Source organism: Uliginosibacterium gangwonense DSM 18521 (assembly GCF_000373965.1).
In the GTDB taxonomy this organism is placed as follows: Bacteria; Pseudomonadota; Gammaproteobacteria; order Burkholderiales; family Rhodocyclaceae; genus Uliginosibacterium; species Uliginosibacterium gangwonense.
In genome coordinates, this window is sequence record NZ_KB892868.1 from 216530 (window position 1) to 241742 (window position 25213).

Sequence of the window (25213 nt, forward strand, 5' to 3'; positions counted from 1 at the left end):
CTTATGGCTTCATTGAATTGTGCTATTGCACACAAAACAAATTAGTTCGATTTTAAATCAAAATACAGGCTTTACCGCATCGTGAAATAAAGCAGTTTCGACCATAATGCAGTCCATGCTTGGTCAGACAAAGTCCAAAAAAACCAATTCGCATAGCCCGCTTGGCACAAATTTGGTGCCAAGCGTGATGTTCTCAGGGTTTCGAAAGGAGGCACAGGCCGGCAAAATGTAATTTGGCGAGGCTTTCTTGCGCTCCGTCAAGCACGTTTAGCCCTTCGCAATAGTAATATTTGATTGCGAATCTTGAGATGATAGGAACAGAGCAATCATGAGACTGATTTCATGAGTCGCTCTCTGACGGGTTTTGCGAGATAATTGCAACCTTGTCCTAACAAACATCAAGGCGCCAGCCCGCGACTACCATGCAGAATACGCAAAAAGACGACTCCGCGATCTACACCCCCGTCACCAACGCCCTGCGCGCCTTGGTGATGGATGCAGTGCAAAAAGCCAATTCCGGCCACCCCGGCATGCCGTTGGGCATGACCGAAATCGCCGAAGTGGTATGGCGCCATCACCTGCGCCACAACCCAGCCAACCCACTGTGGGCCAACCGTGACCGCTTCGTGCTCTCCAACGGCCACGGCTCCATGCTGCTGTACGCGCTGCTGCACCTGACCGGCTACGATCTGCCGATCGAAGAACTCAAGAATTTCCGCCAGCTTGGCTCCAAGACCCCCGGCCACCCCGAAGTCGGCATGACCCCCGGCGTGGACACCACTACCGGGCCACTGGGCCAGGGTTTGGCCAATGCCGTTGGTTTTGCGCTCGCTGAGCAGATGCTCGCCGCAAAATTCAACCGCCCCGGCCACGATGTGGTGGATCACCGCACCTGGGTCTTCCTGGGCGATGGCTGCCTAATGGAAGGCATCAGCCACGAAGTCTCTTCGCTGGCGGGCACCTGGAAGCTTGGCAAGCTGACCGCCTATTACGACGATAACGGCATCTCCATTGATGGTCACGTCACCGGCTGGTTCACCGACGACACCAAGAAACGCTTTGAAGCCTACGGCTGGCAAGTGATCGGCCCGATTGATGGCCATAACGCTGCCGCACTGGAAGCCGCCACGAAGGAAGCGATTGCCGATACGCAACGTCCGGCACTGATCATCTGCCGTACCACCATCGGCAAGGGCGCGCCAACCAAGGCTGGCACGTGTGACTCCCACGGCGCCCCGTTGGGTGCGGACGAAATCGCGGGTGTGCGCAAGGCCATTGGCTGGGAGCATGCTTCGTTTGAAGTTCCCGCTGACATCTACGCCGCGTGGAATGCCAAGGCTGCTGGCGCCTCCGCCGAAACCGCGTGGAACAATGCCTTTGCAGCTTACGCCAAGGCTTTCCCGGAACTGGCGGCCGAACTCAAGCGTCGCCTGTCGGGCGAACTGCCCGAATCCTTCAAGCAGGCTGCCGCAGCCTTTGAAAAGGCGGCCATCGTCCGTACCGATAGCGTGGCTACCCGCAAGGCTTCGCAACAATCCATCCAGGCACTGGCGGGTTCCCTGCCCGAGCTGCTCGGCGGTTCCGCTGACTTGGCTGGCTCGAACCTGACCCACTGGAGTGGCACCAAGGAATTTTTGCCCGGCGTAGCGGACGCCAACTACATCAACTACGGCGTGCGGGAGTTTGCCGAAGTGTCCATCGCCAATGGCATTGCCCTGCACGGTGGCTACATCCCCTACACCTCGACCTTCCTGGTGTTCTCGGACTACTGCCGTTCCGCAATCCGCATGGCTTCTTTGATGGGCGTGCGTCAGGTCATGGTGTTCACACACGACTCCATCGGTGTGGGTGAAGACGGCCCGACCCACCAGCCGATTGAGCACACCGCTTCGCTGCGCCTGATCCCGAATCTGCACGTCTGGCGCCCCTGCGACCCGGCTGAAACGGCGGTGGCCTGGATCAACGCCATTGAGCGCAAAGATGGCCCCTCCGCATTGATTCTCACCCGCCAGAACCTCGCCGTGGTACAACGCGATGATTCGCATCTGGCAAAGATCCGCAAGGGTGGCTACATTGTGTCTGAAGCAGTGGGTGCAGCCCGTGCCGTGCTGATCGCCACCGGCTCCGAAGTGGGTGCAGCCCTGGCTGCGCAAAAGCAGCTGGCGGAAACCGGCGTGCCGGTACGTGTGGTCTCGATGCCCTGCAACCGCCTGTTTGATCAGCAGGATGCTGCCTATCGCGCCGAAGTGCTGGGTGGCGATCTGCCGCGTGTGGCCATTGAGGCGGGTGTGTCGGATGCCTGGTACAAGTACGTGGGTGGCAAGGGTGCCGTGATCGGCCTGGACCGCTTTGGCGAATCCGGCCCCGGCGGCGCGCTGTTCAAGCATTTCGGGTTTACGCCCGAGAAGGTAGTCGAAGTTGTCACGCGGCTGCTCTAGGATTCTAGGTTTTACTGTTGATTCGTTCCCGCGTATCTGGCTTTCCCCCGGTCAGGTGAAGCTCGCGTAATTGGCGGCACGCGTTGAAGGTGGATTTTTTAACCCTTTGATAAATGGAGTATTAACAAATGGCAATCAAAGTCGGTATTAACGGCTTCGGCCGCATCGGCCGTATGGTGTTCCGCGCAGCTGTGCAAAACTTCTCCAACGACATCGAAATCGTTGGTATCAATGACCTGCTGGAGCCGGACTACCTGGCATACATGCTGACCTACGACTCCGTGCATGGCCGCTTCAAGGGCACCGTGGCAGTTGAAGGCAACACCCTGATCATCAACGGCAAGAAGATCCGCCTGACCGCCGTCAAGGATCCGGCAGAGCTGAAGTGGAACGAAGTCGGCGCTGATATCGTCGTCGAATCCACCGGCCTGTTCCTGACCAAGGAAACCGCAGAAAAGCACATCGCTGCTGGCGCCAAGAAGGTGATCATGTCCGCTCCCTCCAAGGACGACACCCCGATGTTCGTCTACGGCGTGAACGACAAGACCTACGCTGGTCAAACCATCATCTCCAACGCTTCCTGCACCACCAACTGTCTGGCTCCTCTGGCCAAGGTCATCAACGACACCTTCGGCATCAAGCGCGGCCTGATGACCACGGTGCACGCTGCTACCGCCACCCAGAAGACCGTTGACGGCCCGTCCAACAAGGATTGGCGCGGTGGTCGTGGCATCCTGGAAAACATCATCCCGTCTTCCACCGGTGCTGCCAAGGCAGTGGGCAAGGTTATCCCCGAACTGAACAAGAAGCTGACCGGTATGGCCTTCCGCGTGCCGACTTCTGACGTGTCCGTGGTTGACCTGACCGTTGAACTGAACAAGGAAGCCAGCTACGAGCAGATCTGCGCTGCCGTCAAGGCCGCTTCCGAAGGCCCGATGAAGGGCGTGCTGGGCTACACCGCTGACAAGGTGGTTTCCACCGATTTCCGTGGCGAAGCTCAAACCTCCGTGTTCGATGCTGAAGCCGGTATCGCTCTGGACGGCACCTTCGTCAAGCTGGTGTCCTGGTACGACAACGAATGGGGCTACTCCAACAAGGTTCTGGAGATGGTTCGCGTTATCGCCAAGTAGTTTTTGGCTGAGTCGGCGGGCTGCACGGTTTTTCCGGCGCAGCCCGCCGGTTTTTCGTTTGTTCCACCTGTTTTTTCACTTTCGATGGCAACCATGCGATTCAAGAAACTGACCGAGCTGGACGTCAAAGGCAAACGTGTTTTCATCCGCGCCGACCTGAACGTGCCGCAAGATGACTCCGGTGCCATCACCGACGATACCCGCATTCGTGCTTCGGTTCCCTGCATCAAGCTGGCGCTGGAAAAGGGCGCGGCGGTGCTGGTGACCTCGCATCTGGGACGCCCCACCGAAGGTGATTTTCAACGCGAAGACACGTTGGCCCCCATGGCCGCGCGTCTGGCCGAACTCCTGAACAAACCCGTGCGTCTGATCCAGAATTGGGTCGACGGCCGATTTGAGGTCAAACCCGGCGAAGTCGCCGTGCTGGAAAACTGCCGGGTCAATGTAGGCGAAAAGAAAGACAGCCCGGAGCTGGCCGAACGCATGGCCAAGCTCTGCGATGTGTATGTCAATGACGCTTTCGCCACCTCGCACCGTACCGAGGCCACCACTCACGCATTAGCACTGGCCGCACCGATCGCCTGCGCCGGCCCCCTGCTCGCCGCAGAGCTGGAAGCACTGTCCCAAGCGCTGCTTGAGCCGCAACACCCGTTGGTGGCTGTCGTGGGGGGCTCCAAGGTTTCGACCAAGCTCACCATTCTGGACAGCCTGTCTGACAAGGTCGATCAATTGATCGTCGGCGGCGGCATCGCCAACACCTTCATGCTGGCAGCCGGTCTGAATGTCGGCAAATCCCTGGTTGAGGCTGATCTGGTGCCGGAAGCCCGCCGCATCATTGAAAAGATGGCGGCCCGTGGCGCCTCCGTGCCACTGCCCACCGATGTGGTGGTCGCCAAGGAATTTTCCGCCCACGCACCCGCCATCACCAAGGCCGCAGACGCGGTGGCCGATGATGAGATGATCCTGGACATTGGGCCAGAGACGGCCAAGGCGCTGACCACGCAACTCAAGACCGCCAAGACCATCGTTTGGAATGGGCCAATGGGGGTCTTTGAATTCGACCACTTTGCCCACGGCACCAAGGCACTCAGCGAAGCCATTGCCCAGTCGCATGCCATGTCGCTGGCGGGTGGTGGTGACACCATTGCGGCCATTGCCAAGTTCGGCGTGGCCCACAAGATCAGCTATATCTCGACCGCCGGTGGCGCCTTCTTGGAATTCCTGGAAGGCAAGACCCTGCCAGCGGTCGACGCATTATGCAAACGAGCTGACAATTGATCCCTATGACACTCGGCCAACAGACACTCCGATTTCTCTTTTACTTTCCTGCTCACGCCCGATGAAAAAGTCTGAAGGCCAGGCTGCAAAACAGCCCTCGAAAAAAACTACGGCAACCCGACGTGCACCTGCCAGTGCCAAGAACACTGCGCCAGTATCCACGCCGGTAGTCGAACCTGATCCCGCTATTACAGCACCCATTGAAGGAGTATTTATGCAACGCCATACCAAGATCGTGGCAACCCTGGGACCGTCCTCAAACGATCCCGAAACCCTGGAACGCATGATCCGCGCAGGGGTTGATGTTGTCCGCCTGAACTTCTCGCACGGCAAGGCCGAAGACCACATGGCCCGCGCCCAGATGGTGCGTGAAGCCGCCAAGCGCGTCGGCAAGCCCGTCGCCATCCTGGCCGACCTGCAAGGCCCGAAGATCCGCGTCGGCAAGTTTGCCAACGGCAAAACCTTCCTGGAAAAAGGCCAAGCCTTCATTCTGGACGCAGCATGCGAACTGGGTAACGACGAACGTGTCGGCCTGGACTACAAGGATCTGCCCCGCGATGTGAAGCCCGGCACCATCCTGCTGCTCAACGACGGCGCCATCGTGCTGGACGTTGAAAAGGTGATCGGAGCGGAAATCCACACCCGCGTGCGTTTCGGCGGCGAGCTGTCGAACAACAAGGGCATCAACCAGAAGGGTGGCGGCCTCACCGCTCCGGCGCTCACCGCCAAGGACATGGAAGACATCAAGACCGCTGCCGCCATCGGCATCGAATACGTCGCCGTCTCCTTCCCCAAGACCGCTGCCGACATGTACATGGCCCGCACCCTGTTGCGCGCTGCCGGTAGCGATGCACAGACGATCGCCAAGATCGAACGTACCGAAGCGGTTGAACCGAACACCCTGCGCGAAATCCTGGAAGCTTCCGACGGCCTGATGGTCGCCCGGGGTGACTTGGCTGTTGAAGTGGGCGAAGCCGCTGTGCCCGCACTGCAGAAGAAGATGATTCGCGCTTCCCGCGAAGCCAACAAGCTTGTGATCACCGCCACCCAGATGATGGAATCGATGATCACCAGCCCGGTGCCCACCCGTGCCGAAGTGTCCGACGTGGCCAACGCCGTGCTCGACGGCACCGACGCCGTGATGCTCTCCGCCGAAACTGCTGCTGGCAAGTACCCGGTTGAAGTGGTGGAAACCATGGCCCGCGTTTGTGAAGAAGCCGAGAAGTCCTACCCGGTCACGCTGCAACAGGATTTCCTGCACCGCACCTTCACCCGTATCGATCAGTCCATCGCCATGGCTGCCTTGTTCTCCGCCCACCACATGGGCGCCAAGGCCATCGTCGCCCTGACCGAATCCGGCTCCACCGCACTGTGGATGAGCCGCATGCGCTCCGGTATTCCTATCTACGCCCTGACCTCGCTGCCTGAGACCGTCAGCAAGGTAGCCCTGTACCGCGAAGTGCACCCGATCATGATGCCCCGCATCACCGATGACCGCGAACACCTGATGCGCGAAGCAGAAATGACCCTGCTGCGCAACAAGCTGGTGCAACCGGGCGACGTCGTGGTAATCACCGTGGGCGAACCGCTCGGCCAATCTGGCGGCACCAACAGCCTGAAGATCGTGCGTATCGGCCAGAACTGATATTCGCGTTCGCTATCTGGCGCCTTGTGCGCCTGATGCAGTATTGAAAAGGGCTGCCTTCGGGCGGCCCTTTTTGTATTTCCTGCGCCCAGCACAGATCAGCTTCTGCGAACGGACACTCTTTCCAGTGGTGCGCGTGACAGTTCCAGCAAAGGAATCGCCTGTGCCTCAATGCGTGGCGTGCGTTCGCGTTGCGGCAGCCAGCCTTGCTGGAGCATGTAGCGGATCAGGGCGGCGACCACGGCGGGGCGGTTGAGGTTGTAGCTCAGCGTACCATGGCGGGCGTAGATCACCCCGGCGTCAAAATCCCCCGCGCCCCACTCTGCATCGCCCTTGAAGACGAGGCGCAAGGCGCTTTTGCCAAAGCCCTGTGCATAGAGGGTCAAAATCTCCTCACACATGGCGCCCTCGGGAGATTCGGCATGGTGGTGACGGCGGCGCCACAGGTAAGTCTGCTCATCCACCACAATGCGCCGCATCGGGATTTTGCTCATTTTTTGTCTTTCAAGCTGAAAACCTGCCTGCAATTTTACTGATCCGCGCGGGGTGGGGCATGGATAAAGGCATCTGGGTTACACTTTGCCCAAACAGACTTGGAGAGAAACCATGAAAATCACCGGAGCGGGCGGCACTTCTGGCGGGGTGGGCAGCTTTCTTCTGGGGCTTGTGATGATGTGTGGGGGCTTCTATCTGCTCTTGCACTCGATCATGATCTACATTCCCTTCTCGCTGGGGGCGCCCCTCTATTACGCGTCAGCCATGGGCGGGATGAGCATCACCAGTGGCATGCTACTGATTCCCCTGGTCTTTGGCGTCGGCATGGTGTTCTACAATGCTCGCAATCCTTTGGGCTGGCTGCTGTTTGTAGGCGCGTTGGTGGCGATCATCTTTGGCGTGCTGTCAAACATCCAGTTCTCGCTACGAGCGATGTCATTATTTGATCTGCTGGTGATCCTGGTGCTGTGCGTGGGTGGACTGGGGCTGTTTTTGCGTTCGCTACGCAACACCAGTAGCCATTTCTAGGGCCGTGAAAATAGGGGGCGCCCTGCCCCCCAATACCACCCAACTCAAACGCCTGCCTGATTGCGGGGTTTGAAGAAACGGTAATTGTCATACGGCTCAAATGGCGCATACACCGCCACGCCGCTGGCTGGCGCTTCGAGCCAGACGCAGCCGCCGCCCATCTTCACCGCTTCACGCTCGGGGTCCATCAGATCACGCAAAGGCACGCTGCTGTATAGGTGCGGGCAGGGGACGAACACCAGTTCCTTGAGCGGCTTGCGGCTCAGGTTGATGACCACAAAAACAAATTCCCCCAATACATCTGTTTGGCGCACAAAGATCAGGGCGTTACTATCCTGGCGGTCGCTCAGCATGGTCAGGCTCCCGTGTTGCAGGGCGGGCAGCGCGTGGCGCAGCTCAACCATCTTGCGCACAAATTCGCGCATGGGCACTTCCCATTGGGCCTCATCCCAAATCATGGCGCGGCGGCAATCCGGGTCGTCCGCGCCTTCCATGCCATTCTCTTCGCCATAGTAGATCAGCGGAATGCCCGGCAAGGTGAATTGCGCAGCAATCGCCAGTTGGCGCAGCTTGGGGTCGGGAATCGCCGTGCGTAGCCGCATGGTGTCGTGACTAGAGAGCATCAGCCAGGATTTGAGCGCGCCTTCATGCCCATAGCCCTGGTAGTAGTCCTGCATAGCCATCGCCGCCTGACGGTGGCTGATGTCGCCCGCCAGCCAAGCCAGCATGGCTTCGCGGAAGTAGTAGTTCATCATGCCGGTAAAGCCGCTGCCATCCAGCCAGCCACCGGCGTAGGTAATCAGCTCACCCAGCAATTGGGATTCGGGAAAGCGCGGGATGATAGCGTCATGAATCCGGCAAGCGGTTTTCAGGCCCAGGTCCTGCGCAGTATCGAAGCGCCAGCCTTTGATGCCCATCTCCAGATAGTGCGCGAGGAAACTCTTGGGGCCTTTGAAGAGGATGTCTTGCAAAGCCTCGTTTTCGAGATTCAATTCGGCCAGATACTCGTTCCCCCACCAGCATTCGTGCCGCCCTTTGGCATCGAAGCTGAACCAGTCCTTATAGGGCAGCTCACCGCGCTTGGCCGCCAGGAACCAGGGGTTACGATAATTCACATGGTTGAGTACGGCATCCAGGATCAGCCCCATCCCCCGGCGATCCAGCTCGGCAATCAGGCGGCGCAGGGTTTTCTCGTCCCCAAACATGGGGTCAACGGTAAAGAAATCGACCGCATCGTATTTGTGATTGGAGGGCGCCTTGAAGATCGGCGTGAAGTACAGGGTGGTCACCCCCAAATCCTGCAGGTAATCGAGTTTATCGATCACCCCGGCCAGATCACCGCCGTAGAAGATATGGCCACGGTCGCGGGCCTCCTTCGGGCGCATGGCGGGCATCTCATGCCAGGCCCGCGTAGCGTTACCCTTGGCTTGATACATGGGCAGCGCCAGCTTGCTGGCACTGGTGTGGGGAGCACCGATGGCAAAGCGCTCAGGGAAGATTTGATACACCACCTCGGCACGACGATCCATGATTTCTCGCTATCTGAAAATACGGTTTCAAACCTCATTTAGCACATTGTAACCGCTTACAGTCAAACAATTCCAGCCTGTTAGGGCACTTTTGCAGTAACCACTTTCCCCTATCGACATCTTGCGGCTCTGTTGCTTTAGCGCGCCAGCCCCTACAATTACAGACTCCCAACAAGTTTGCACTAGGAATACATTCATGGCCCGTATGGTGAAATGCATCAAGCTCGGTATCGAAGCCGAAGGTCTCGATCTGCCACCACTGCCCGGCGCGCTGGGCAAGAAGATCTGGGAAAACGTCTCCAAGGAGGCATGGCAACAATGGATTCGCCACCAGACCATGTTGATCAATGAAAACCGCCTGAATCTGATGGACCCGAAAGCCCGCCAGTACCTGACGGAGCAATTGGAACGCCACTTCTTCGGCGAAGGTGCTGAGGCAGCCAGCGGCTACGTTCCGCCCTCCGCCTGAGGCAAGCGCCCCGGCTACAGCCGTAGTAGATGAAATCAGATCCAATCACAAGGCACATCCCCATTGTGTGGCAGTCGCCCACCAGGGATGAAGGCCTGTTGCCACAGGGAGCATGAAGTGAACATTTTGGGCGTTGACGTAGGTGGCTCCGGCATCAAAGGGGCAATTGTTGACACCACCAGCGGGAATCTCGTCAGCGAGCGCATCCGCATTGAAACCCCGCAGCCCGCCACGCCTGAGGCGGTAGGGCTGACCATCAAGGAACTGGCCCGCCAGCATGGCTGGACAGGGCCCATCGGAATCGGCTTTCCGGCCGCGATCCAGCACGGGATTGCCCGCACGGCTGCGAATATCGACAAGGCGTTTATCGGCACCTCGGTCTCCGAGTTGTTCTCTACCCAAACGGGTTGCCCGGTGTATGTAGCCAATGATGCCGATGTGGCGGGCCTGGCCGAGATGCGTTTTGGTGCTGGCAAGGATCACCACGGCGTGGTCCTGATCGTAACGATTGGCACGGGCCTGGGGACTGCTTTGTTTACCAATGGCCAGTTGCTGCCCAACACCGAGCTGGGGCACATCTACCTGGATAACGGCATCGAGGCCGAGCGCTTTGCCTCGGAAGCCGCCCGGGATGCCGATGCCCTCAAGTGGAAACAGTGGGGCACCCGCTTCAACCATTACCTGTGCGCGATGGAAGCCCTGCTCTGGCCGGACTTGGTCATCCTGGGCGGTGGCGCAAGCTCGAAGATGGAGAAATTTGCCTCCCAGATCACCATCAAGGCGCCGGTGGTGCCCGCCAAATTTCTCAATCAGGCAGGGATTGTTGGGGCCGCACTGTATGCACAAAGCCAGTTGGGATGAGTGTTCCCAGCGCTGGTTTGGCAACGCTTACCCATAATTTATCCTGTGGGCGTGGTCACTTTGCTTTAAAATCAGCGCTTTCATAGCCGGAGTCTGCGTTCATGAGTCAGCCTTTATTCGAGTCCACCATCCAGAGCCTGCCCTTGTTGGGGCGCGGTAAGGTGCGTGACATCTACGCGGTGGATAACGACAAACTGCTGATTGTGACCTCAGATCGCCTGTCGGCTTTCGATGTCATCCTGCAAGACCCGATCCCCTACAAGGGCCGGGTACTCACCCAACTGGCGATGTTCTGGTTTGGCCGCCTGGGCCACATCCTGCCCAACCAACTCACCGGTATTGCCCCGGAAGACGTGGTCGATCCGCAGGAGCGCGATCAGGTAGCCGGGCGCTCCCTGGTGGTCAAGCGCCTCAAGCCCCTGCCCATCGAGGCGGTGGTGCGTGGCTACATCATCGGTTCGGGCTGGAAGGATTACCAGAAGACCGGCAAGGTCTGCGGCATTGAATTGCCCGCTGGCCTCCCCATGGCCGCCCGCCTGGAAAAGCCGTTGTTCACCCCGTCGACCAAGGCCGAGTTGGGCACCCACGATGAAAACATCGACTTCGCCCAATGCGAAGCCCTGATGGGGACGGCTCTGGCCACCAAGGCCCAGGCCGCTGCCTTGCAACTGTACAGTGAAGCCCGTGACTATGCGGCTTCGCGCGGCATCATCATTGCAGACACCAAGTTCGAGTTCGGCCTCGACAATGGTGGCACGCTGCATCTGATTGACGAGGCGCTGACGCCGGATTCATCCCGCTTCTGGCCTGCCGAGGGCTATCGTGAAGGCATCTCCCCACCTTCTTACGACAAGCAGTTCGTGCGCGATTACCTGGAAACGCTGGATTGGGACAAAACCGCCCCCGGCCCGCGCCTGCCCAAGGATGTGATCGAAAAGACCAGCGCCAAGTACCTGGAAGCCTACGAGCGCCTGACAGGGGAAAAGCTCCCGCTATAATCGGAACACAACCGACGTAAAAATGGCCGACACTGTCGGCCATTTTTATGGGTGGTGTCGCAGCCAGATCACGCCACCACTTCAAGCAGCCAGCATAGCCAAGGCGGCGGCACGCTTGACCCTCGCCTCATCCAGCAGGCGGTTCATGGTTTCATGCTCCACGCTCTGGAATGCGGCACGACGCTGCTCGACCTGCGCTTCCAATGACAAAGTGCTGAACGGATTGGGGGTGCCTGCCGCGCTGTTGGCGAGGAAGATCAGGTCGGAGAGCTTATGCGGCGGCCATACGCCGCTGCATGTATCCTGGTTATCAAGCGCTTCAACAATCACGTCCGGCGTACCCATTGCACGCAACACGGCCTGCCCCACCTGCTTATCCCAATACAGGATGAATTCGGCCAGCTCGCTTTGCTCATGCAGCAACTCGGGGAATTCATGCACACGCGAGAGCAAGTAAAACTGCCCGATGTCATGCACCATGCCTGCCAGCATCGCGGTATCGGCCTGGGCATTTTCAAGCTGGATGTTGATTGCAAACGCCAGCGAGGCCACATCCAGGGAATGGCGCCAGAGCTGTTCAGCCAGCCGGATCACCGGGGCAAACTCGGTCGCCGTGGCCAACTGGTCACCAATCACCGACAAGGCAAGAATCCGCGCATTGTTGACCCCCACCCGCATCAGCGCCCGCTGCACATCTGTGACCTCAATCCCAGAAGGGTTGTAGAACACAGAATTGGCCATGCGCAGCAGCTTCACAGACAACACCGGCTCCAGGCTGATCACCTTGGCCACGGCGGTCAGCCCTGCCTCAGACTCTTCCAGGGCACGCCGAATCATCATCGCCGCCTGCATACTGGTCGGGAAGACAAACTCCCCCGTGCGCATCTCCCGTTCGATCGCTTCACTGAACGCCGCACGACGATCTGTTGTCTCACTCATACTGTTGTACTCCGCATCGGTTTTAAGGCAAGCTCAGTCTTGATTTCGGCATAATGAGCCCCGAACTTCAGACTTTCTACCCACACGACCATGATGAATCCACTTCTCGACAATTCCGGCCTGCCCCATTTCGACACCATCGTCCCTGAACATGTTGCTCCGGCCATCAGTCAGTTGCTGGCCGAAGGACGTGAGCTGATCGCCCGTCAGAGTGCCCCGGGCACCCCGGCGACCTGGGCGGATTTCGTTGCCCCGATGGAGACGATGGGTGAGCGCCTCTCACGGGCCTGGGGGGTGATCGGCCATCTGCATGGGGTGATGGATACCCCTGCATGGCGTGAAGCCTACAACGCAATGCTGCCTGAAGTCACCCGTTATTACAGCGAGCTGGGACAAAACCTTGCGCTGTTTGCCAAGTACAAAACCTTGCAGGCCAGCGCGGAATACACGCAACTCTCCCCTGCGCGGCAACGCATCATCGATAACGAAGTGCGAGACTTCCGCTTGTCTGGCGCAGAACTCGCCGATGATCAAAAACCGCGCTTCCAGGCAATTCAGGAAGAACTCGCGGGGCTCGCTGCCAAATTCTCCGAAAATCTGCTGGATGCGACCAACGCCCATGCCGAGCATATCGAAGACGCCACCCAACTGGCAGGCATCCCGGAAGACGCGCTGGCCGCAGCCCGCGCAGCCGCCGAGCGCGCAGGCAAACCCGGCTGGCTCTTTACCCTGCACATGCCCTCCTACCTGCCGGTGCTCCAATATGCCGACAACCGTGAGCTGCGGGCACGGATGTATCGCGCCTACGCCACGCGCGCCTCGGAGTTCTCCGCCGACAAAGGCCACGCCGAATGGGATAACGCCCCACTGATCCAGCGCATCCTGGCCCTGCGTGCCGAGCTATCCACCATGCTGGGGCTGGGCGACTATGCCCAGGTCTCCCTGGTACCCAAGATGGCCGACACGCCGGCACAGGTGCTCGACTTCCTGCACCAGCTTGCACAACGCGCCAAACCCTTCGCTGAACGCGACATGCAGGAGCTACGGGCCTTTGCGGCCAAGGAACTGGGGCTGGCCGACCTGCAGGCCTGGGATACCGCCTGGACGTCGGAAAAACTCCGGCAGGCGCGTTATGCCTTCTCCGAGCAGGAGGTCAAGCAATACTTCCCCGAACCCAAGGTGCTCGCCGGACTCTTTGGCGTGGTCGAGGGGCTGTTTGGCGTCAGCATCCAGGCCGAGCAGGCGCCCACCTGGCACCCGGATGTACGTTTCTTCCGCATTGAACGTGCAGGCAAGCTCATCGGCCAGTTCTACCTTGACCTCTATGCCCGCGACACCAAGCGCGGTGGCGCCTGGATGGACAGCGCCATCACCCGGCGCCGGACAGCCACCGGCATCCAGACCCCGGTGGCCTATCTGGTCTGCAACTTCCCCGCCCCGGTTGGCGGCAAACCCGCCACCTTCAGCCATGACGATGTGCAGACCCTGTTCCACGAAACGGGCCACGGCCTGCATCATCTGCTCACCCAGGTGGAAGACCTGTGGGTGTCCGGCATCAATGGCGTGGAGTGGGATGCGGTGGAGCTGCCCAGCCAGTTCATGGAAAACTTCTGCTGGGAATGGGATGTGCTCTCCCAAATGACTGCCCATGTTGACAGCGGTGAAGCCCTGCCCCGCACGCTGTTCAACAAGATGTTGGCTGCGCGCAACTTCCAAAGCGGTCTGCAGACCGTCCGGCAGTTGGAGTTTGCGCTCTTCGACATGCGCCTGCATCATGAATCAACGGCAACACATCCGCTGGATGCGCAAAAACTGATTGATGAGGTGCGGCGCGAGGTGGCAGTCATCATTCCGCCCGCCTGGCAGCGCTTCCCCAACAGTTTTTCGCACATCTTTGCAGGAGGTTACGCTGCAGGATATTACAGTTACAAATGGGCCGAAGTGCTCTCCGCAGATGCCTACGAGGCATTTGAAGAAGCACGGCAACAAGGCAGGCCCGTGCTGGACCGCGATACCGGCGAACGCTTCCTTGCGGAAGTGCTTGCCGTAGGCGGTTCACGCCCGGCGCTGGAATCGTTCCGCAAATTCCGTGGGCGCGAACCACGGATCGATGCCCTGTTGCGCCACAGTGGCATGGTGGAAAACTGAACGGGAATACAGGAGAAGAACATGAAAAAGGCTTGGCTTGCGATACTGATCGTAGCGGGGCTGGTATTGAGCAGTTTTGCCAATGCCGAGATTTATCGCTGGGTGGATAAAAACGGCAAGGTGCAATACTCCGACGTGCCCCCCACCGACACCAACGCCCAGACCCGCAAACTCAGCACCAACACCATCGAGATGGACAAGCTGCCTTATGACGTGCGCAAGGCGGCTGAAGCTGCGCCGATTACGTTCTACTCCTCGCCCGACTACAAGGACGTCTGCGACACGGCCCGTGCGCTCCTCAAGGCCCGCAAGCTGCCCTTCACCGAAAAGGTGGTCAAGACCACTGATGACGTGAAGGACATCGTCAAGCAGATCGGCAAAGCTCCGATGGTGCCCTCCCTCTCGGTGGGTTCCAAGCTGGTCCAGGGCTTCAATGAGGACAGCTGGAACAGTGCCCTGGATGCAGCAGGCTATCCCAAGCAATTCAAGCCGAAAACGGCTGAGTAAGCGCACCAACACCCCATCACCAAGCCACCTTAGGGTGGCTTTTTTGCGCCCCTTCCCAGTACATCAAACCCACCAAAACAAATTCGCAAATTTCAATTGCGAATGATTCTCATTTGTATATAATCACCCATGTCGTCGGCTGATCGGTTGGGGATCGACTGATGACAGGTGGCGAGGGGCTGCCATACAGCGGCAGCCTCTCCTCACCACGTAGCGTGCCCGACCATGGGCCACTCTTTGCTTTCGCAAGCCAGCGACACCATGTCAGCCAGCCAGCACCTTTTCATCGCAGGAATCACTCATGAAAAAGATGGCTTGCCTCGCGCTTGACATTTTGCGCACAACACGCTTGACGCACGCATCGCTATCAAATGGCATATCCATCAGCCATACCCACTCACTCTCTTGACCGTACCCCAAGGAGTCATTGATGAATATCGATCCAGACATGGCTCAGACGAGCCCGGCGACATTACTGGCAGCCGCCCTCCACCTTCTGACCTGCTCGGCGGCCCATGGCTTAAGTCGGGCAAAATGCCAAGCGCTGGTCTTGCAACTGACAACGCTCGCCGAGCGCACCGATACCGATCCGTTGCTGGCACGGACATGCGATGAACTGGCTGACATCTGGTATCGCCTGGGCGAAGAGCTGGAAGCCCATAAGCAGGAGCAGGCAGTACAGAGCCGCGCCATGGCAGAAAAAATGCAGCAAGCCCTGCTGCACTGAGCGGATTGGCGCGCAATGAAAGACATTTCGAGCACACCACCCCCGGGATTCAAGGTTACGGCAGAACATGCACAGCCCCCGCAGCCTGCAATCATCCCCAGCCGGGCGCTGCTAGGCCAATCCAATGTCATCACCATTGAGCATGAGGGCATGCGCTACACCTTGCGGGCGACACGCAACGGCAAGCTGATCCTCACCAAATAAACCATGCCAAAGAAATATTGAAAGGATTCAACGGATGTCTCGCTACACTGGCCCCCGTCTCAAAATCATGCGTGCCTTGGGTGTCGATCTGCCCGGCCTATCCCGCAAAACGATTGCCAACCGCCCACACCCACCCGGTCAGCATGGGATGAAACAGCAGCGCAAATCCGGCTACGGGCTACAGTTGCAGGAAAAGCAGAAACTGCGCTTCAACTATGGCCTGTCTGAGCGGCAGATGCGCCGCCTGGTGATCGAATCCCGCCGCGCCAGGGATTCCGCCGGGGCCAAACTGGCCGAACTGCTGGAACGCCGCCTGGATAATGTGGTGTTTCGCGCAGGCTTTGCCCCCTCGATTCCTGCTGCCCGGCAACTCGTCAATCACGGCCACTTCAGAGTCAATGGAAAAGCGGTAAATATCCCATCCTTCCTAGTGCGCACAGCAGATGTCATCAGCATTCATCCCCGGAGCAAAACCCTGACGATCATTCAGGCCAACCTTGCTGATCCGGCACTGAGCCGCCCCGCATGGCTTGCCGTAGATGAGGCGCAATTGAGTGCATGCGTCAGCTACCTGCCCGGCCTGGACGACATCCCGTTTCCACTGGAAATGCAGTTGATCGTGGAATATTACGCACAAAGGATCTAGGGTCTGCTCATCCGCAGGAGGCAACAGAGGCGCTATCACCCTGATCAAGCGGAATTCCACGCTCGCCAGCGCCTCGCCCCAGTCGGCCTCACACAGACGATGTGTATGAAAAATCCCGACCGCATGTCGCCACAACATCGGCCGACCGGTCAAAAACCATTGCAAAAGAAAGGGTAAGTGCTGCACATTTGTCCAAGCCCTCCAGCACAACGGGTCTGACGTGCGGCTTGCGCAATCTGCTGTCTGATTCCCTTGTTGAATCGGAAGAAGGCAGCCAGAATGAAGAAGCCATCGCAATCACCGACGGCCATGAACAAACCTGACAGGAGAGCCTCAATGAACGACCTCGACACAAAAAAAGCCATCGCGGCACTCAATTTCATCATGGAAACCGAGCTAGCCGGTGTGGTGCGCTATACCCACTATTCCTTGATGGTATATGGTTATCACCGCATCCCCATCGTCTCGTGGCTCAAAGACAATGCCGCCGAGGGGCTGACGCATGCACACAAAGCCGGAGAACTGGTGACTTTGCTGGGCGGCCACCCTTCGCTGAAAATCGGCGCCTTGCTGGAAACAGAAAAACACGATATTGGCGATATTCTACGTGAAAGCCTAGAACACGAGAAAAACGCCCTCAGGGGCTATTACGATTTGCTCAAGATTGCAGAAAGTACATCCGTGCTGCTGGAAGAATATGCACGTGAGATGATCGTGCAGGAAGAGCTTCACCTGGACGAAGTCAACAAGATGCTACGCAAACCGGGCGATATCTCGCCGTTTGACGCCTGAGAACCGATCCGCCGGAGGTGCTACATCGGCAGCTCCGGCGGGACAAGGCACCGAAATTTGCACTTTGGCCGCGCATCTTGCATCATTGCAAGCTTGGTATCCAAGGCCTATTGCCATGCTTCCCTTCGTCAGCATTCTCACCCCTACCGCCAACCGCCGCGCCTTCATCCCGCAACTGCTGCGCAACTATCGCCGCCAGGATTATCCCGCCAATCGCATGGAACTGGTGGTACTCGACGATGGCGAAGACAGTGTCGCTGATCTGCTGCAAAACCAGCCTGGCGTGCGCTATATCCGCCTGGACGAGAAAACCCTGCTGGGGCACAAGCGCAACCTGCTGGCCGAGTATGCCAAAGGCGATATCCTGGTGCACATGGATGATGACGATTACTATCCGCCACGCCGGGTCAGCCATGCGGTCGCCACGCTCAGCGCCAGTGATGCGCTGATTGCAGGTTCAAGCCTGATGTATGTGTACGACTGCACACGCAACAAGCTCTTCCAGATGGGGCCATTCGGCCCCAACCACGCCACCAATGGCACCTTTGCCTACAAGCGCGAATATCTCGCGGATAATCGCTTTGATGACAATGCAATCATCCGCGATGAAGCCTTGTTTACCCGCAACTTCACCAACCCGATGGTGCAACTGGATGCCTGGCTGGCCATTGTGTGTATTGCGCATGCGCGCAACACCTATGCCAAGCACTTAAACAACGAGGCCCCCTTCAAACTCAAGGATCTAGTCAAGTGCCCGGAGTCCCTGCGGTTCTACCGTTACTCCGCAGGAAAACTCTAGCCGGATAGCATTACTTGCGGCCCAATTCATCCAGAACCTTGCTGAGCATCCAGCGATCCAGCTCGCCTTTGGAGACGCATGTCAGGGTAATATCCTGCATTGCATCCCCCAGTTTGTATTCCCCCAATACATAGGCTGTCACCAGCACCCGCCCGTCTTCTGCAATCACGCTATAGCTGACCCGGGTGGTGGTGCGATTATCCAGCAGGTAGTCGATCCCCATGGTCGAGCCACAATCGGCCTCCTTGGTCGACACCCGGAAATTCTTCGGCGCGGTAATCAGCGTTCCAGCCTCCAGATCGCTATCGTTGATCTGGAAGCCCTCTCCTGCCAACACCCGCTTGCTGACCCGCAGCACCTCGGCAGGCTTGACCTGGACGGGTGCCGACACACGCGGTGCAATCATGGCCGGTGCGCTATACGTTGAAGCACAGGCCGACAACATAAGCGCAATCCCCGCTCCCCATATGTTCTTCATCTTTTCCCCTTTTTAGCACAAGCATTCATATGTCAATATCTTAACAAATCCCCGTTGCCGCGTGCGGGTTTTGCTTTCCTCACACTAGACGGCAACACGCCACAGAAACGCATACAATAGACAAAAACCGACACCAATATCCATTCCCCCCGACATTGCCCCTATGAAAATTGCTACCTGGAACGTCAATTCACTCAAAGTCCGCTTGCCCCATCTGCTGGACTGGCTGGCCGCCGAGCAGGCCGATGTGGTCTGCCTGCAGGAACTCAAGTGTGAAGACAAAGCCTTTCCGCTCGCCGAGATTGAAGCCGCCGGATATCACGCCGCATTCAATGGCCAGAAAACCTACAACGGCGTGGCCATCATCAGTCGTGCCGAGGCACAGGATGTGAGCCGGGACATCCCCGGTTTTGCCGATGAGCAAAAACGCATCATTGCTGCCACCATCGGTGGCGTGCGGGTCATCAGCGCGTATTTTCCGAATGGTCAGGCACTGGACTCGGACAAATACACCTACAAGCTCGCCTGGCTGGAGGCGCTGACAGCATGGCTCAAGGATGAACTGGTCCGCTATCCGCAACTGGTGCTGGCGGGCGACTACAACATTGCGCCTGAAGAACGCGATGCCCACCCGGACTGGAAAGAAGGCCTGCTGGTCTCGGAGCCGGAACGCACGGCTTTCCGTGCGCTTGTGAACCTGGGGCTGGTCGACGCCTTCCGGCTGTTTGAACAGGCGGAAAAGAGCTATTCCTGGTGGGATTACCGGATGATGGCTTTTCGCCGCAATTTCGGGCTGCGCATTGATCATCTGCTGGTCTCGCCTGCGCTGGCGCCACAGGTGACCCGCAGCTGGATCGACAAGGCGCCGCGTAAACTTGAGCGGCCTTCGGACCACACCCCGGTTCTATTGGAGTGGGCGTAGGCCAACAGCGAACGGAAAACCGTTCGCCAAAGCTGTTACACGTCGAAAAACCGCCCAGAACTTGCTGTCATTTCCTTGTAATACAGCAAGTTAAGCCCAATGCCGGGTTTCCGTAGCCTGGCACGTTGGATGCTATTCCTAGCGTGAGCCCCAAGCAGTGATTGGGGCGGATCATAAAGACCCACTCCTCGCCAAAGGAATCATTCACGTGAACGCCAATAAGCTCACACTCCGCATCATGCTCGGCATGATCCTGGGTATCGTTGCAGGCTACGCCGTCAACTCGATGGCCCCGTCCCCTGACGCGGCCAAGGAAATCGCGGGCTACTTCAGTCTGGTCAGCGATATCTTCCTGCGCCTGATCAAGATGATCATCGCCCCGCTGGTTTTCAGCACCGTGGTCTCCGGCATTGCCAACATGGGCGACAGCAAGGCTGTGGGCCGTGTCGGCGGCAAAGCCATCCTGTGGTTTGTCACCGCAGCCATCATATCCCTGCTGCTGGGCTGTCTGTTCGCCAACGTCCTACAACCGGGCGCTGCGCTGAACATGCCACTGCCCCCGGCAGACGCCAGCACCAATCTGGCCACCAAGTCGCTGACCTTCACGAACTTCCTGCTCAATGTCTTCCCCAAGAGCGTGTTCGATTCCTTTGCCAGCAACCAGATCCTGCAAATCCTGGTGTTCTCGATCTTCTTCGGGCTGGCGATTGCCGCGCTGGGCAAGAAGGTGGAAACGATCACCAAGTTCACCGACGATGTTGTTCACGTCATGATCAAGGTGACCGACTACGTGATGCAGTTTGCCCCCATCGGTGTGTTCGCCGCCATGGGTGCGGCCATCTCCACACAAGGTTTGGGCGTGCTGCTCACCTACGGAAAGTTGATCGCCTCGTTCTACTCTGGCCTCATTGTACTGTGGGCACTGCTGATTGCCGCAGGCTGGATTGTGCTGCGTGAGCGCGTCTTCAAGCTGATGAGCCTGATGCGCAGCGTGATGTTGCTGGCTTTCTCCACCGCCAGCAGCGAAGCGGCTTATCCCAAGACCATGGAACAGCTGGAAAAATTTGGCGCCTCCAAGCGCATCACCAGCTTCATCCTGCCGCTGGGCTACTCCTTCAACCTGGATGGCTCGATGATGTATCAGGCCTTTGCGATCATCTTCATCGCCCAGGCCTATGGCATCCACATGTCGATTGCCACCCAGCTGACCATGCTGGCTGTGCTGATGCTCACCAGCAAGGGGATGGCCGGTGTCGCCCGCGCCTCCCTGGTCGTGGTGGCCGCTACGCTGCCGATGTTCCACCTGCCCGAATCCGGCCTGCTGCTGATCATGGCGATCGACCAGTTCCTCGACATGGGTCGTACCGCCACCAACGTGATCGGCAACAGCATCGCCACCGCCGTGGTTGCCAAGTGGGAAGGTGAGCTGAGCGCGACCGTTGAAGACGACGAAACCGTGCCAGAACAAGCGCCTGCGCTGGCCCACGAATCGGCCTAAGTCCCTTGAACGGCAGAGCCCTTGGGTTCTGCCGTCTCCTCCAGCAGATGCTGCCAGATCATATCCACTATGGGTTTGGTATTGTCCAGTGAGCGGTAGACGCGGACATCGATATCGCTCACCCAATCTTCATCCCCCGCCTGCACCAACACCCCGTCATGTATCTCGCGCGCCGCACAGCTTGCGGGCAGCCAGCCAATCCCATGCCCCTGCACGATCATGGCCTTGAGCGCTTCGGCCATATGGGTCTCGAACGAGCGCTGCAAAAAGCTCGGGTGGCCTGCAGAAAGCAAAATCACTTCCACGATATGCGCCAGATACGCGCCACTTTCATAGGCCAGGAAGGGAAAGGGCTTGCGCGAATTGCCAGGCAGGCAGAACAGCGGTTTGCCTTCCGCATCCACGCCGCTGTAGGGCACCACGCGGTCTTTGGCGAGCGAGACGTAGGGGTGGCCGCGAGACTCCTTGATGAAGGGGATCTGCGGATGGTGATAGGCAATCAGGAAATCCGTTTCCCCCTCGGTCAGCGTCGTCACCCCGTCCTGCACATTCACTGCCAACACGCGGGCCAGCAGCGTCGGGAAGCGTTCCTTGAGGTGCTTGAGCCAGCCGGGAAAGTAGGTCAGCGACAAGGTATGGGCGACCGCGAAACGCACCGTTTCACCACTCAGTGGGGCCTGATCGCGGAGAATCGCACGCATCTCCCGCGTGCGCCGCACCATCTCCTCGGCAAACGCCAGGAATACCCGCCCACCGGGCGTCAGGCGCACGTTCTTGGCCGTGCGGTCGATCAGCTCGGTGCCCAGCCATTCTTCCAGCCCCTGGATGCGGCGGCTGAACGTAGGCTGGGAAACACTCTGGCGTTGCGCGGCAAGCGAAAAGCTGCGCGCTTCAACCAGGCAGATGAAGTCTTCAAACCAATCGATATTCATAACTGAGGTAGATCAAAAAAAACCTGTGACTTCTTTCATTTTGAATGACTCCATGCATTCTTTGTATGGCGCTAGTAGTAGTCCTCACACCACTCATAAGATGTATTCAAGCCAGTCTTGGGTTGTTGTAACCTACATCCAGCCGAGGAGCAAATTGTGGCGGCAAGCATACGTTTAGAACATGATCTTCTGGGAGACCGTGAAGTCCCTGCAGCAGCTTACTATGGTGTGCATACCTTGCGCGCCCAGGAAAACTTTCCGATCTCCGGCATCCCCATCTCCACTTACCCCGACCTAATCCGTGCGCTGGCCGAAATCAAGATGGCCGCAGCCCGCGCCAACCTGGAGCTGGGCTTCCTGGCCCCGGCCAAGGCACAAGTGATCATCGCCGCCTGCGAGGAAATCCGCGCTGGCGCCCTCAACGACCAGTTCGTGGTCGACGTGATCCAGGGCGGAGCAGGTACCTCGACCAACATGAATGCCAACGAGGTGATCGCCAACCGTGCCCTGGAACTGATGGGCGCCAAAAAAGGCGACTATAACCTGCTGCACCCGAACGAAGACGTTAACATGAGTCAATCGACCAATGACGTCTACCCCACTGCGCTCCGCCTAGCGACCTACAACGGCCTGCTGCGCCTGATCGACGCAATGGGCTATCTGCGTGGTGCCTTCGAAGCCAAGGCAGAAGAATTCAAGCACGTACTGAAGATGGGGCGTACCCAGTTGCAGGATGCGGTGCCCATGACGCTGGGGCAGGAGTTCTCCACCTATGCCGTCATGCTAGGCGAAGATCAGGAACGTGTCCGCGAAACAACCCGTTTGCTCTGTGAAATCAACCTGGGGGCCACCGCGATTGGCACCGGCATCACGGCCCATCCGGCCTATGCGGAAATCGTGCGCCGCCACCTCACCCAAATCACCGGCATTCCGCTGATCACCTCGGTCAACCTGATCGAAGCCACGCAGGACTGCGGCTGCTTCGTGCAGATCTCCGGTGTGCTCAAGCGCGTGGCCACCAAGCTCTCCAAGGTCTGCAACGATCTACGCCTGCTCTCCAGCGGTCCGCGTGCGGGCCTGGGGGAAATCAACCTGCCGCCACGTCAGGCCGGCTCTTCGATCATGCCGGGTAAGGTCAACCCGGTAATCCCTGAAGTGGTCAACCAGATTGCATTCGAAGTCATCGGCAACGATGTCACCGTTTCTTTCGCAGCAGAAGGCGGCCAGCTCCAACTCAACGCCTTTGAGCCGATCATCGCCCATAGTCTCTTCAAGAGTACAACCCATCTGGCCGCAGGCTGTCGTGTACTTGCCGACAAATGTGTCGTCGGCATCACCGCCAATGTCGAACGCCTACGCAAGAGCGTGGAAGACTCCATCGGCGTCGTCACTGCACTCAACCCCTACATCGGCTACACCCATGCCACCGAAGTCGCCCGTGAAGCACTCATTTCAGGACGCGGCGTCTCCGAACTGGTGCTGGAACGTGGCTTGCTTACAGCCGAACAACTCGCGGAAATCCTGCGCCCGGAAATCCTGACGCAACCCACGCTGCTACGCCGTGGCACGACTTCCGCACCAACGCTTCAACCTGCTGAGAAACACCCATGAGCACACATGTAACAACCACCAAGCATATGCCTCTGCTGCTGGCAGAGCGCGGCAACGAAATCCTCGAAAACCCGCTGCTGAACAAAAGCACCGCCTTCACACTCGAAGAGCGTGACGCGTTCCACCTGCATGGGCTGCTGCCGGACCACATTGAAAGCCTGGAAGACCAGGTACAGCGCCGTCTGGAATGCGTGCGGGCCCTGCCGAGTGATCTGGACCGCTATGTCTTCCTGCGGGATCTGCAAGACACCTGCGAGACACTCTACTTCGCACTGATCACCGAACATCTGGAAGAGCTGCTGCCAATCATCTACACCCCCACCGTGGGCGCAGGCTGCCAGCAGTTCAGCCACATCTACCGTCGTCCGCGTGGGCTGTTCCTGAGCCTGCCGAACAAGGATCGTCTGGATCAGATTCTGGCCAACCCGCGTTTTGACAACGTCGAGTGTATCGTCGTCACCGATGGTGAACGTATCCTCGGTCTGGGGGACCAAGGGGTGGGCGGTATGGGCATTCCCATCGGCAAGCTTGCGATCTACTCGGGCTGCGGCGGTATTGATCCGTCGACCACGCTGCCGATCACGCTGGATGTGGGCACCAACAACGAAGAACGTCTGGCTGACCCGCGCTACATTGGCTGGCGCCATGAACGCGTGCGTGGTCAGGAATACGATGACTTCATCGAAGCCTTCGTGGCCGCCGTCCACAAACGCTGGCCGAAAGTGCTGCTGCAGTGGGAAGACTTCCACAAGAACAACGCCAACCGTCTGTTGGACCGTTACCGCGACCGCCTGTGCACCTTCAATGACGACATCCAGGGCACCGCTTCGGTTGCGACCGGCACCTTGTTGTCCGCCATCCAGATCACGGGTGTAGCGCTGACCGAACAACGCATCGCCATCCTCGGCGGTGGTTCAGCCGGCATCGGCATTGCTGATCTGATCAAGCACGCCATGGTTGAAGCTGGCCTGAGCGAAGAAGAAGCCCGCAAGCGCTTCTACATCGTTGGCCGTCATGGCCTGGTGACCGAACAGACCCCGAACCTGGAAGCCTTCCAGAAGGCCTACACCCAGGACAGCGCCCTGCTCAAGAGCTGGAAGCTCGACAGCGCCGACAAGGCCATGCTGCTCGACGTGGCCCGTAACGCCAAACCCACCGTACTGGTTGGCGTTTCTGGTCAGGCCGACTCCTTCAGCGAAGAGATCATCCGCGAAATGGCCCGCCATGTCGCCCGCCCGATCGTCTTCCCGCTCTCCAACCCCACCTCCTGCGTCGAAGCCCAACCGGCCAACATCGTGCGTTGGACCGAAGGACGCGCCATCATCGGCACTGGCAGCCCCTTTGCCTCCATCGACTACGAAGGCAAGACCCACCACTTCGCCCAGACCAACAACTCCTACATCTTCCCCGGAGTCGGTCTGGCTGCGCTGGCGGTCAAGGCCCGTCGCGTCACCGACGGCATGTTCCTCGCCGCAGCGCGCGCACTGGCGGCCATGTCACCCGCCAAGGACGACCCGCAAGGCAAGCTGCTGCCGCCCTTGAACGACATGCGCAAGGTCTCGGCCAACATCGCCGTGGCCGTGGCCAAGCAGGCCCGTGCTGAAGGGCTGACCGAGGCTTATACCGATGCACAGATCGA

At 58.7% G+C, this 25213-nt stretch carries 25 protein-coding genes; 20 read left to right on the forward strand and 5 right to left on the reverse strand.

What is annotated here, in order from left to right; genetic code table 11:
• Positions 1-422 precede the first annotated feature (422 nt).
• The 4 genes from tkt (at position 423) to pyk (ending at position 6491) form a co-directional block, all read left to right on the forward strand.
• Entirely contained in the window at positions 423-2438 is a 2016-nt protein-coding gene (gene tkt / locus B145_RS0123670; RefSeq protein ID WP_018610754.1) for a transketolase, read from the forward strand.
• A gap of 128 nt (positions 2439-2566) precedes the next feature.
• Complete coding sequence (gene gap / locus B145_RS0123675; RefSeq protein WP_018610755.1) at positions 2567-3568, forward strand: type I glyceraldehyde-3-phosphate dehydrogenase; 1002 nt, start codon at positions 2567-2569, stop codon at positions 3566-3568.
• Positions 3569-3661: 93 nt separating this feature from the next.
• Positions 3662-4846 (forward strand): phosphoglycerate kinase, encoded by a 1185-nt coding sequence (locus B145_RS0123680; protein WP_018610756.1) that lies wholly within the window; start codon positions 3662-3664, stop codon positions 4844-4846.
• 214 nt (positions 4847-5060) lie between these two features.
• A complete protein-coding gene (gene pyk, locus B145_RS0123685; protein ID WP_018610757.1) occupies positions 5061-6491 on the forward strand; it encodes a pyruvate kinase in 1431 nt (476 codons plus the stop codon).
• 98 nt (positions 6492-6589) lie between these two features.
• Here the strand turns inward: pyk and B145_RS0123690 are convergent, their stop codons facing one another.
• Positions 6590-6985 carry a hypothetical protein gene (locus B145_RS0123690; protein WP_018610758.1) on the reverse strand — a complete coding sequence of 132 codons (396 nt, stop codon included), beginning with the start codon at positions 6983-6985 and terminating at the stop codon, positions 6590-6592.
• A 112-nt stretch (positions 6986-7097) separates the two neighbouring features.
• Between B145_RS0123690 and B145_RS0123695 the strand changes: the two genes are divergently transcribed.
• Positions 7098-7514: a hypothetical protein gene (locus tag B145_RS0123695; protein ID WP_018610759.1), complete on the forward strand. Its 417-nt coding sequence runs from the start codon at positions 7098-7100 to the stop codon at positions 7512-7514.
• A gap of 44 nt (positions 7515-7558) precedes the next feature.
• On the opposite strand, the gene B145_RS0123700 is transcribed toward B145_RS0123695, so the two are convergent.
• Complete coding sequence (locus B145_RS0123700; protein ID WP_018610760.1) at positions 7559-9043, reverse strand: glycoside hydrolase family 13 protein; 1485 nt, start codon at positions 9041-9043, stop codon at positions 7559-7561.
• A gap of 196 nt (positions 9044-9239) precedes the next feature.
• Between B145_RS0123700 and B145_RS0123705 the strand changes: the two genes are divergently transcribed.
• The 3 genes from B145_RS0123705 to B145_RS0123715 all read left to right on the forward strand — a co-directional run bounded on the left by B145_RS0123705 (position 9240) and on the right by B145_RS0123715 (position 11371).
• Complete coding sequence (locus B145_RS0123705) at positions 9240-9512, forward strand: oxidative damage protection protein (RefSeq protein WP_018610761.1); 273 nt, start codon at positions 9240-9242, stop codon at positions 9510-9512.
• Between the two features lie 117 nt (positions 9513-9629).
• Positions 9630-10373, forward strand: a complete 744-nt coding sequence (gene ppgK / locus B145_RS0123710; RefSeq protein WP_026259445.1) for a polyphosphate--glucose phosphotransferase — start codon at positions 9630-9632, stop codon at positions 10371-10373.
• Positions 10374-10474: 101 nt separating this feature from the next.
• Positions 10475-11371: a phosphoribosylaminoimidazolesuccinocarboxamide synthase gene (locus tag B145_RS0123715; RefSeq protein WP_018610765.1), complete on the forward strand. Its 897-nt coding sequence runs from the start codon at positions 10475-10477 to the stop codon at positions 11369-11371.
• Positions 11372-11452: 81 nt separating this feature from the next.
• Here B145_RS0123715 and B145_RS26900 read toward each other — a convergent pair whose 3' ends face one another.
• Positions 11453-12310 carry an HDOD domain-containing protein gene (locus B145_RS26900; RefSeq protein ID WP_018610766.1) on the reverse strand — a complete coding sequence of 286 codons (858 nt, stop codon included), beginning with the start codon at positions 12308-12310 and terminating at the stop codon, positions 11453-11455.
• 90 nt (positions 12311-12400) lie between these two features.
• Here B145_RS26900 and B145_RS0123730 point away from each other — a divergent pair, with 90 nt between their 5' ends.
• From B145_RS0123730 to B145_RS26910, 8 genes are all read left to right on the forward strand, one after another.
• On the forward strand, positions 12401-14458 hold the full coding sequence (locus B145_RS0123730; RefSeq protein ID WP_018610769.1) for a M3 family metallopeptidase: 2058 nt from the start codon (positions 12401-12403) through the stop codon (positions 14456-14458).
• A 21-nt stretch (positions 14459-14479) separates the two neighbouring features.
• Positions 14480-14965 (forward strand): DUF4124 domain-containing protein, encoded by a 486-nt coding sequence (locus B145_RS27950; RefSeq protein ID WP_018610771.1) that lies wholly within the window; start codon positions 14480-14482, stop codon positions 14963-14965.
• 430 nt (positions 14966-15395) lie between these two features.
• On the forward strand, positions 15396-15692 hold the full coding sequence (locus B145_RS0123745) for a hypothetical protein (protein ID WP_018610776.1): 297 nt from the start codon (positions 15396-15398) through the stop codon (positions 15690-15692).
• Positions 15693-15707: 15 nt separating this feature from the next.
• Positions 15708-15896, forward strand: a complete 189-nt coding sequence (gene hemP / locus B145_RS0123750) for a hemin uptake protein HemP (protein WP_018610777.1) — start codon at positions 15708-15710, stop codon at positions 15894-15896.
• A 34-nt stretch (positions 15897-15930) separates the two neighbouring features.
• A complete protein-coding gene (gene rpsD / locus B145_RS0123755; RefSeq protein ID WP_018610779.1) occupies positions 15931-16542 on the forward strand; it encodes a 30S ribosomal protein S4 in 612 nt (203 codons plus the stop codon).
• Positions 16543-16643: 101 nt separating this feature from the next.
• Complete coding sequence (locus tag B145_RS28925) at positions 16644-16865, forward strand: hypothetical protein (RefSeq protein ID WP_157288603.1); 222 nt, start codon at positions 16644-16646, stop codon at positions 16863-16865.
• A 13-nt stretch (positions 16866-16878) separates the two neighbouring features.
• Positions 16879-17334 (forward strand): ferritin-like domain-containing protein, encoded by a 456-nt coding sequence (locus B145_RS0123765; RefSeq protein WP_018610782.1) that lies wholly within the window; start codon positions 16879-16881, stop codon positions 17332-17334.
• Between the two features lie 115 nt (positions 17335-17449).
• On the forward strand, positions 17450-18133 hold the full coding sequence (locus B145_RS26910) for a glycosyltransferase family 2 protein (RefSeq protein WP_018610783.1): 684 nt from the start codon (positions 17450-17452) through the stop codon (positions 18131-18133).
• Positions 18134-18143: 10 nt separating this feature from the next.
• Here the strand turns inward: B145_RS26910 and B145_RS0123775 are convergent, their stop codons facing one another.
• Positions 18144-18611 (reverse strand): hypothetical protein, encoded by a 468-nt coding sequence (locus tag B145_RS0123775; protein ID WP_157288604.1) that lies wholly within the window; start codon positions 18609-18611, stop codon positions 18144-18146.
• A gap of 163 nt (positions 18612-18774) precedes the next feature.
• On the opposite strand from B145_RS0123775, the gene xth reads away from it, so the two are divergent.
• Together xth and B145_RS0123785 are read left to right on the forward strand one after the other, a co-directional pair.
• Entirely contained in the window at positions 18775-19533 is a 759-nt protein-coding gene (gene xth, locus B145_RS0123780) for an exodeoxyribonuclease III (protein WP_018610788.1), read from the forward strand.
• Positions 19534-19741: 208 nt separating this feature from the next.
• A complete protein-coding gene (locus B145_RS0123785; protein WP_026259446.1) occupies positions 19742-21031 on the forward strand; it encodes a dicarboxylate/amino acid:cation symporter in 1290 nt (429 codons plus the stop codon).
• On the opposite strand, the gene B145_RS26915 is transcribed toward B145_RS0123785, so the two are convergent.
• A complete protein-coding gene (locus tag B145_RS26915) occupies positions 21028-21963 on the reverse strand; it encodes a LysR substrate-binding domain-containing protein (RefSeq protein WP_018610793.1) in 936 nt (311 codons plus the stop codon). The genes B145_RS0123785 and B145_RS26915 overlap by 4 nt on opposite strands.
• A gap of 156 nt (positions 21964-22119) precedes the next feature.
• On the opposite strand from B145_RS26915, the gene aspA reads away from it, so the two are divergent.
• Positions 22120-23574, forward strand: a complete 1455-nt coding sequence (gene aspA / locus B145_RS26920; protein ID WP_018610794.1) for an aspartate ammonia-lyase — start codon at positions 22120-22122, stop codon at positions 23572-23574.
• Positions 23571-25213: NAD-dependent malic enzyme (locus B145_RS0123800; protein WP_018610795.1), on the forward strand; the 1643-nt coding region annotated here is incomplete at its 3' end. The genes aspA and B145_RS0123800, both read left to right, overlap by 4 nt.

Coding starts and splice junctions, on each gene's coding strand:
- tkt (WP_018610754.1), top strand. CDS start 423: ATGCAGAATACGCAAAAAGACGACTCCGCGATCTACACCCCCGTCACC.
- gap (WP_018610755.1), top strand. CDS start 2,567: ATGGCAATCAAAGTCGGTATTAACGGCTTCGGCCGCATCGGCCGTATG.
- B145_RS0123680 (WP_018610756.1), top strand. CDS start 3,662: ATGCGATTCAAGAAACTGACCGAGCTGGACGTCAAAGGCAAACGTGTT.
- pyk (WP_018610757.1), top strand. CDS start 5,061: ATGCAACGCCATACCAAGATCGTGGCAACCCTGGGACCGTCCTCAAAC.
- B145_RS0123690 (WP_018610758.1), bottom strand. CDS start 6,985: ATGAGCAAAATCCCGATGCGGCGCATTGTGGTGGATGAGCAGACTTAC.
- B145_RS0123695 (WP_018610759.1), top strand. CDS start 7,098: ATGAAAATCACCGGAGCGGGCGGCACTTCTGGCGGGGTGGGCAGCTTT.
- B145_RS0123700 (WP_018610760.1), bottom strand. CDS start 9,043: ATGGATCGTCGTGCCGAGGTGGTGTATCAAATCTTCCCTGAGCGCTTT.
- B145_RS0123705 (WP_018610761.1), top strand. CDS start 9,240: ATGGCCCGTATGGTGAAATGCATCAAGCTCGGTATCGAAGCCGAAGGT.
- B145_RS0123715 (WP_018610765.1), top strand. CDS start 10,475: ATGAGTCAGCCTTTATTCGAGTCCACCATCCAGAGCCTGCCCTTGTTG.
- B145_RS26900 (WP_018610766.1), bottom strand. CDS start 12,310: ATGAGTGAGACAACAGATCGTCGTGCGGCGTTCAGTGAAGCGATCGAA.
- B145_RS0123730 (WP_018610769.1), top strand. CDS start 12,401: ATGATGAATCCACTTCTCGACAATTCCGGCCTGCCCCATTTCGACACC.
- B145_RS27950 (WP_018610771.1), top strand. CDS start 14,480: ATGAAAAAGGCTTGGCTTGCGATACTGATCGTAGCGGGGCTGGTATTG.
- B145_RS0123745 (WP_018610776.1), top strand. CDS start 15,396: ATGAATATCGATCCAGACATGGCTCAGACGAGCCCGGCGACATTACTG.
- hemP (WP_018610777.1), top strand. CDS start 15,708: ATGAAAGACATTTCGAGCACACCACCCCCGGGATTCAAGGTTACGGCA.
- rpsD (WP_018610779.1), top strand. CDS start 15,931: ATGTCTCGCTACACTGGCCCCCGTCTCAAAATCATGCGTGCCTTGGGT.
- B145_RS0123765 (WP_018610782.1), top strand. CDS start 16,879: ATGAACGACCTCGACACAAAAAAAGCCATCGCGGCACTCAATTTCATC.
- B145_RS26910 (WP_018610783.1), top strand. CDS start 17,450: ATGCTTCCCTTCGTCAGCATTCTCACCCCTACCGCCAACCGCCGCGCC.
- B145_RS0123775 (WP_157288604.1), bottom strand. CDS start 18,611: ATGAAGAACATATGGGGAGCGGGGATTGCGCTTATGTTGTCGGCCTGT.
- xth (WP_018610788.1), top strand. CDS start 18,775: ATGAAAATTGCTACCTGGAACGTCAATTCACTCAAAGTCCGCTTGCCC.
- B145_RS26915 (WP_018610793.1), bottom strand. CDS start 21,963: ATGAATATCGATTGGTTTGAAGACTTCATCTGCCTGGTTGAAGCGCGC.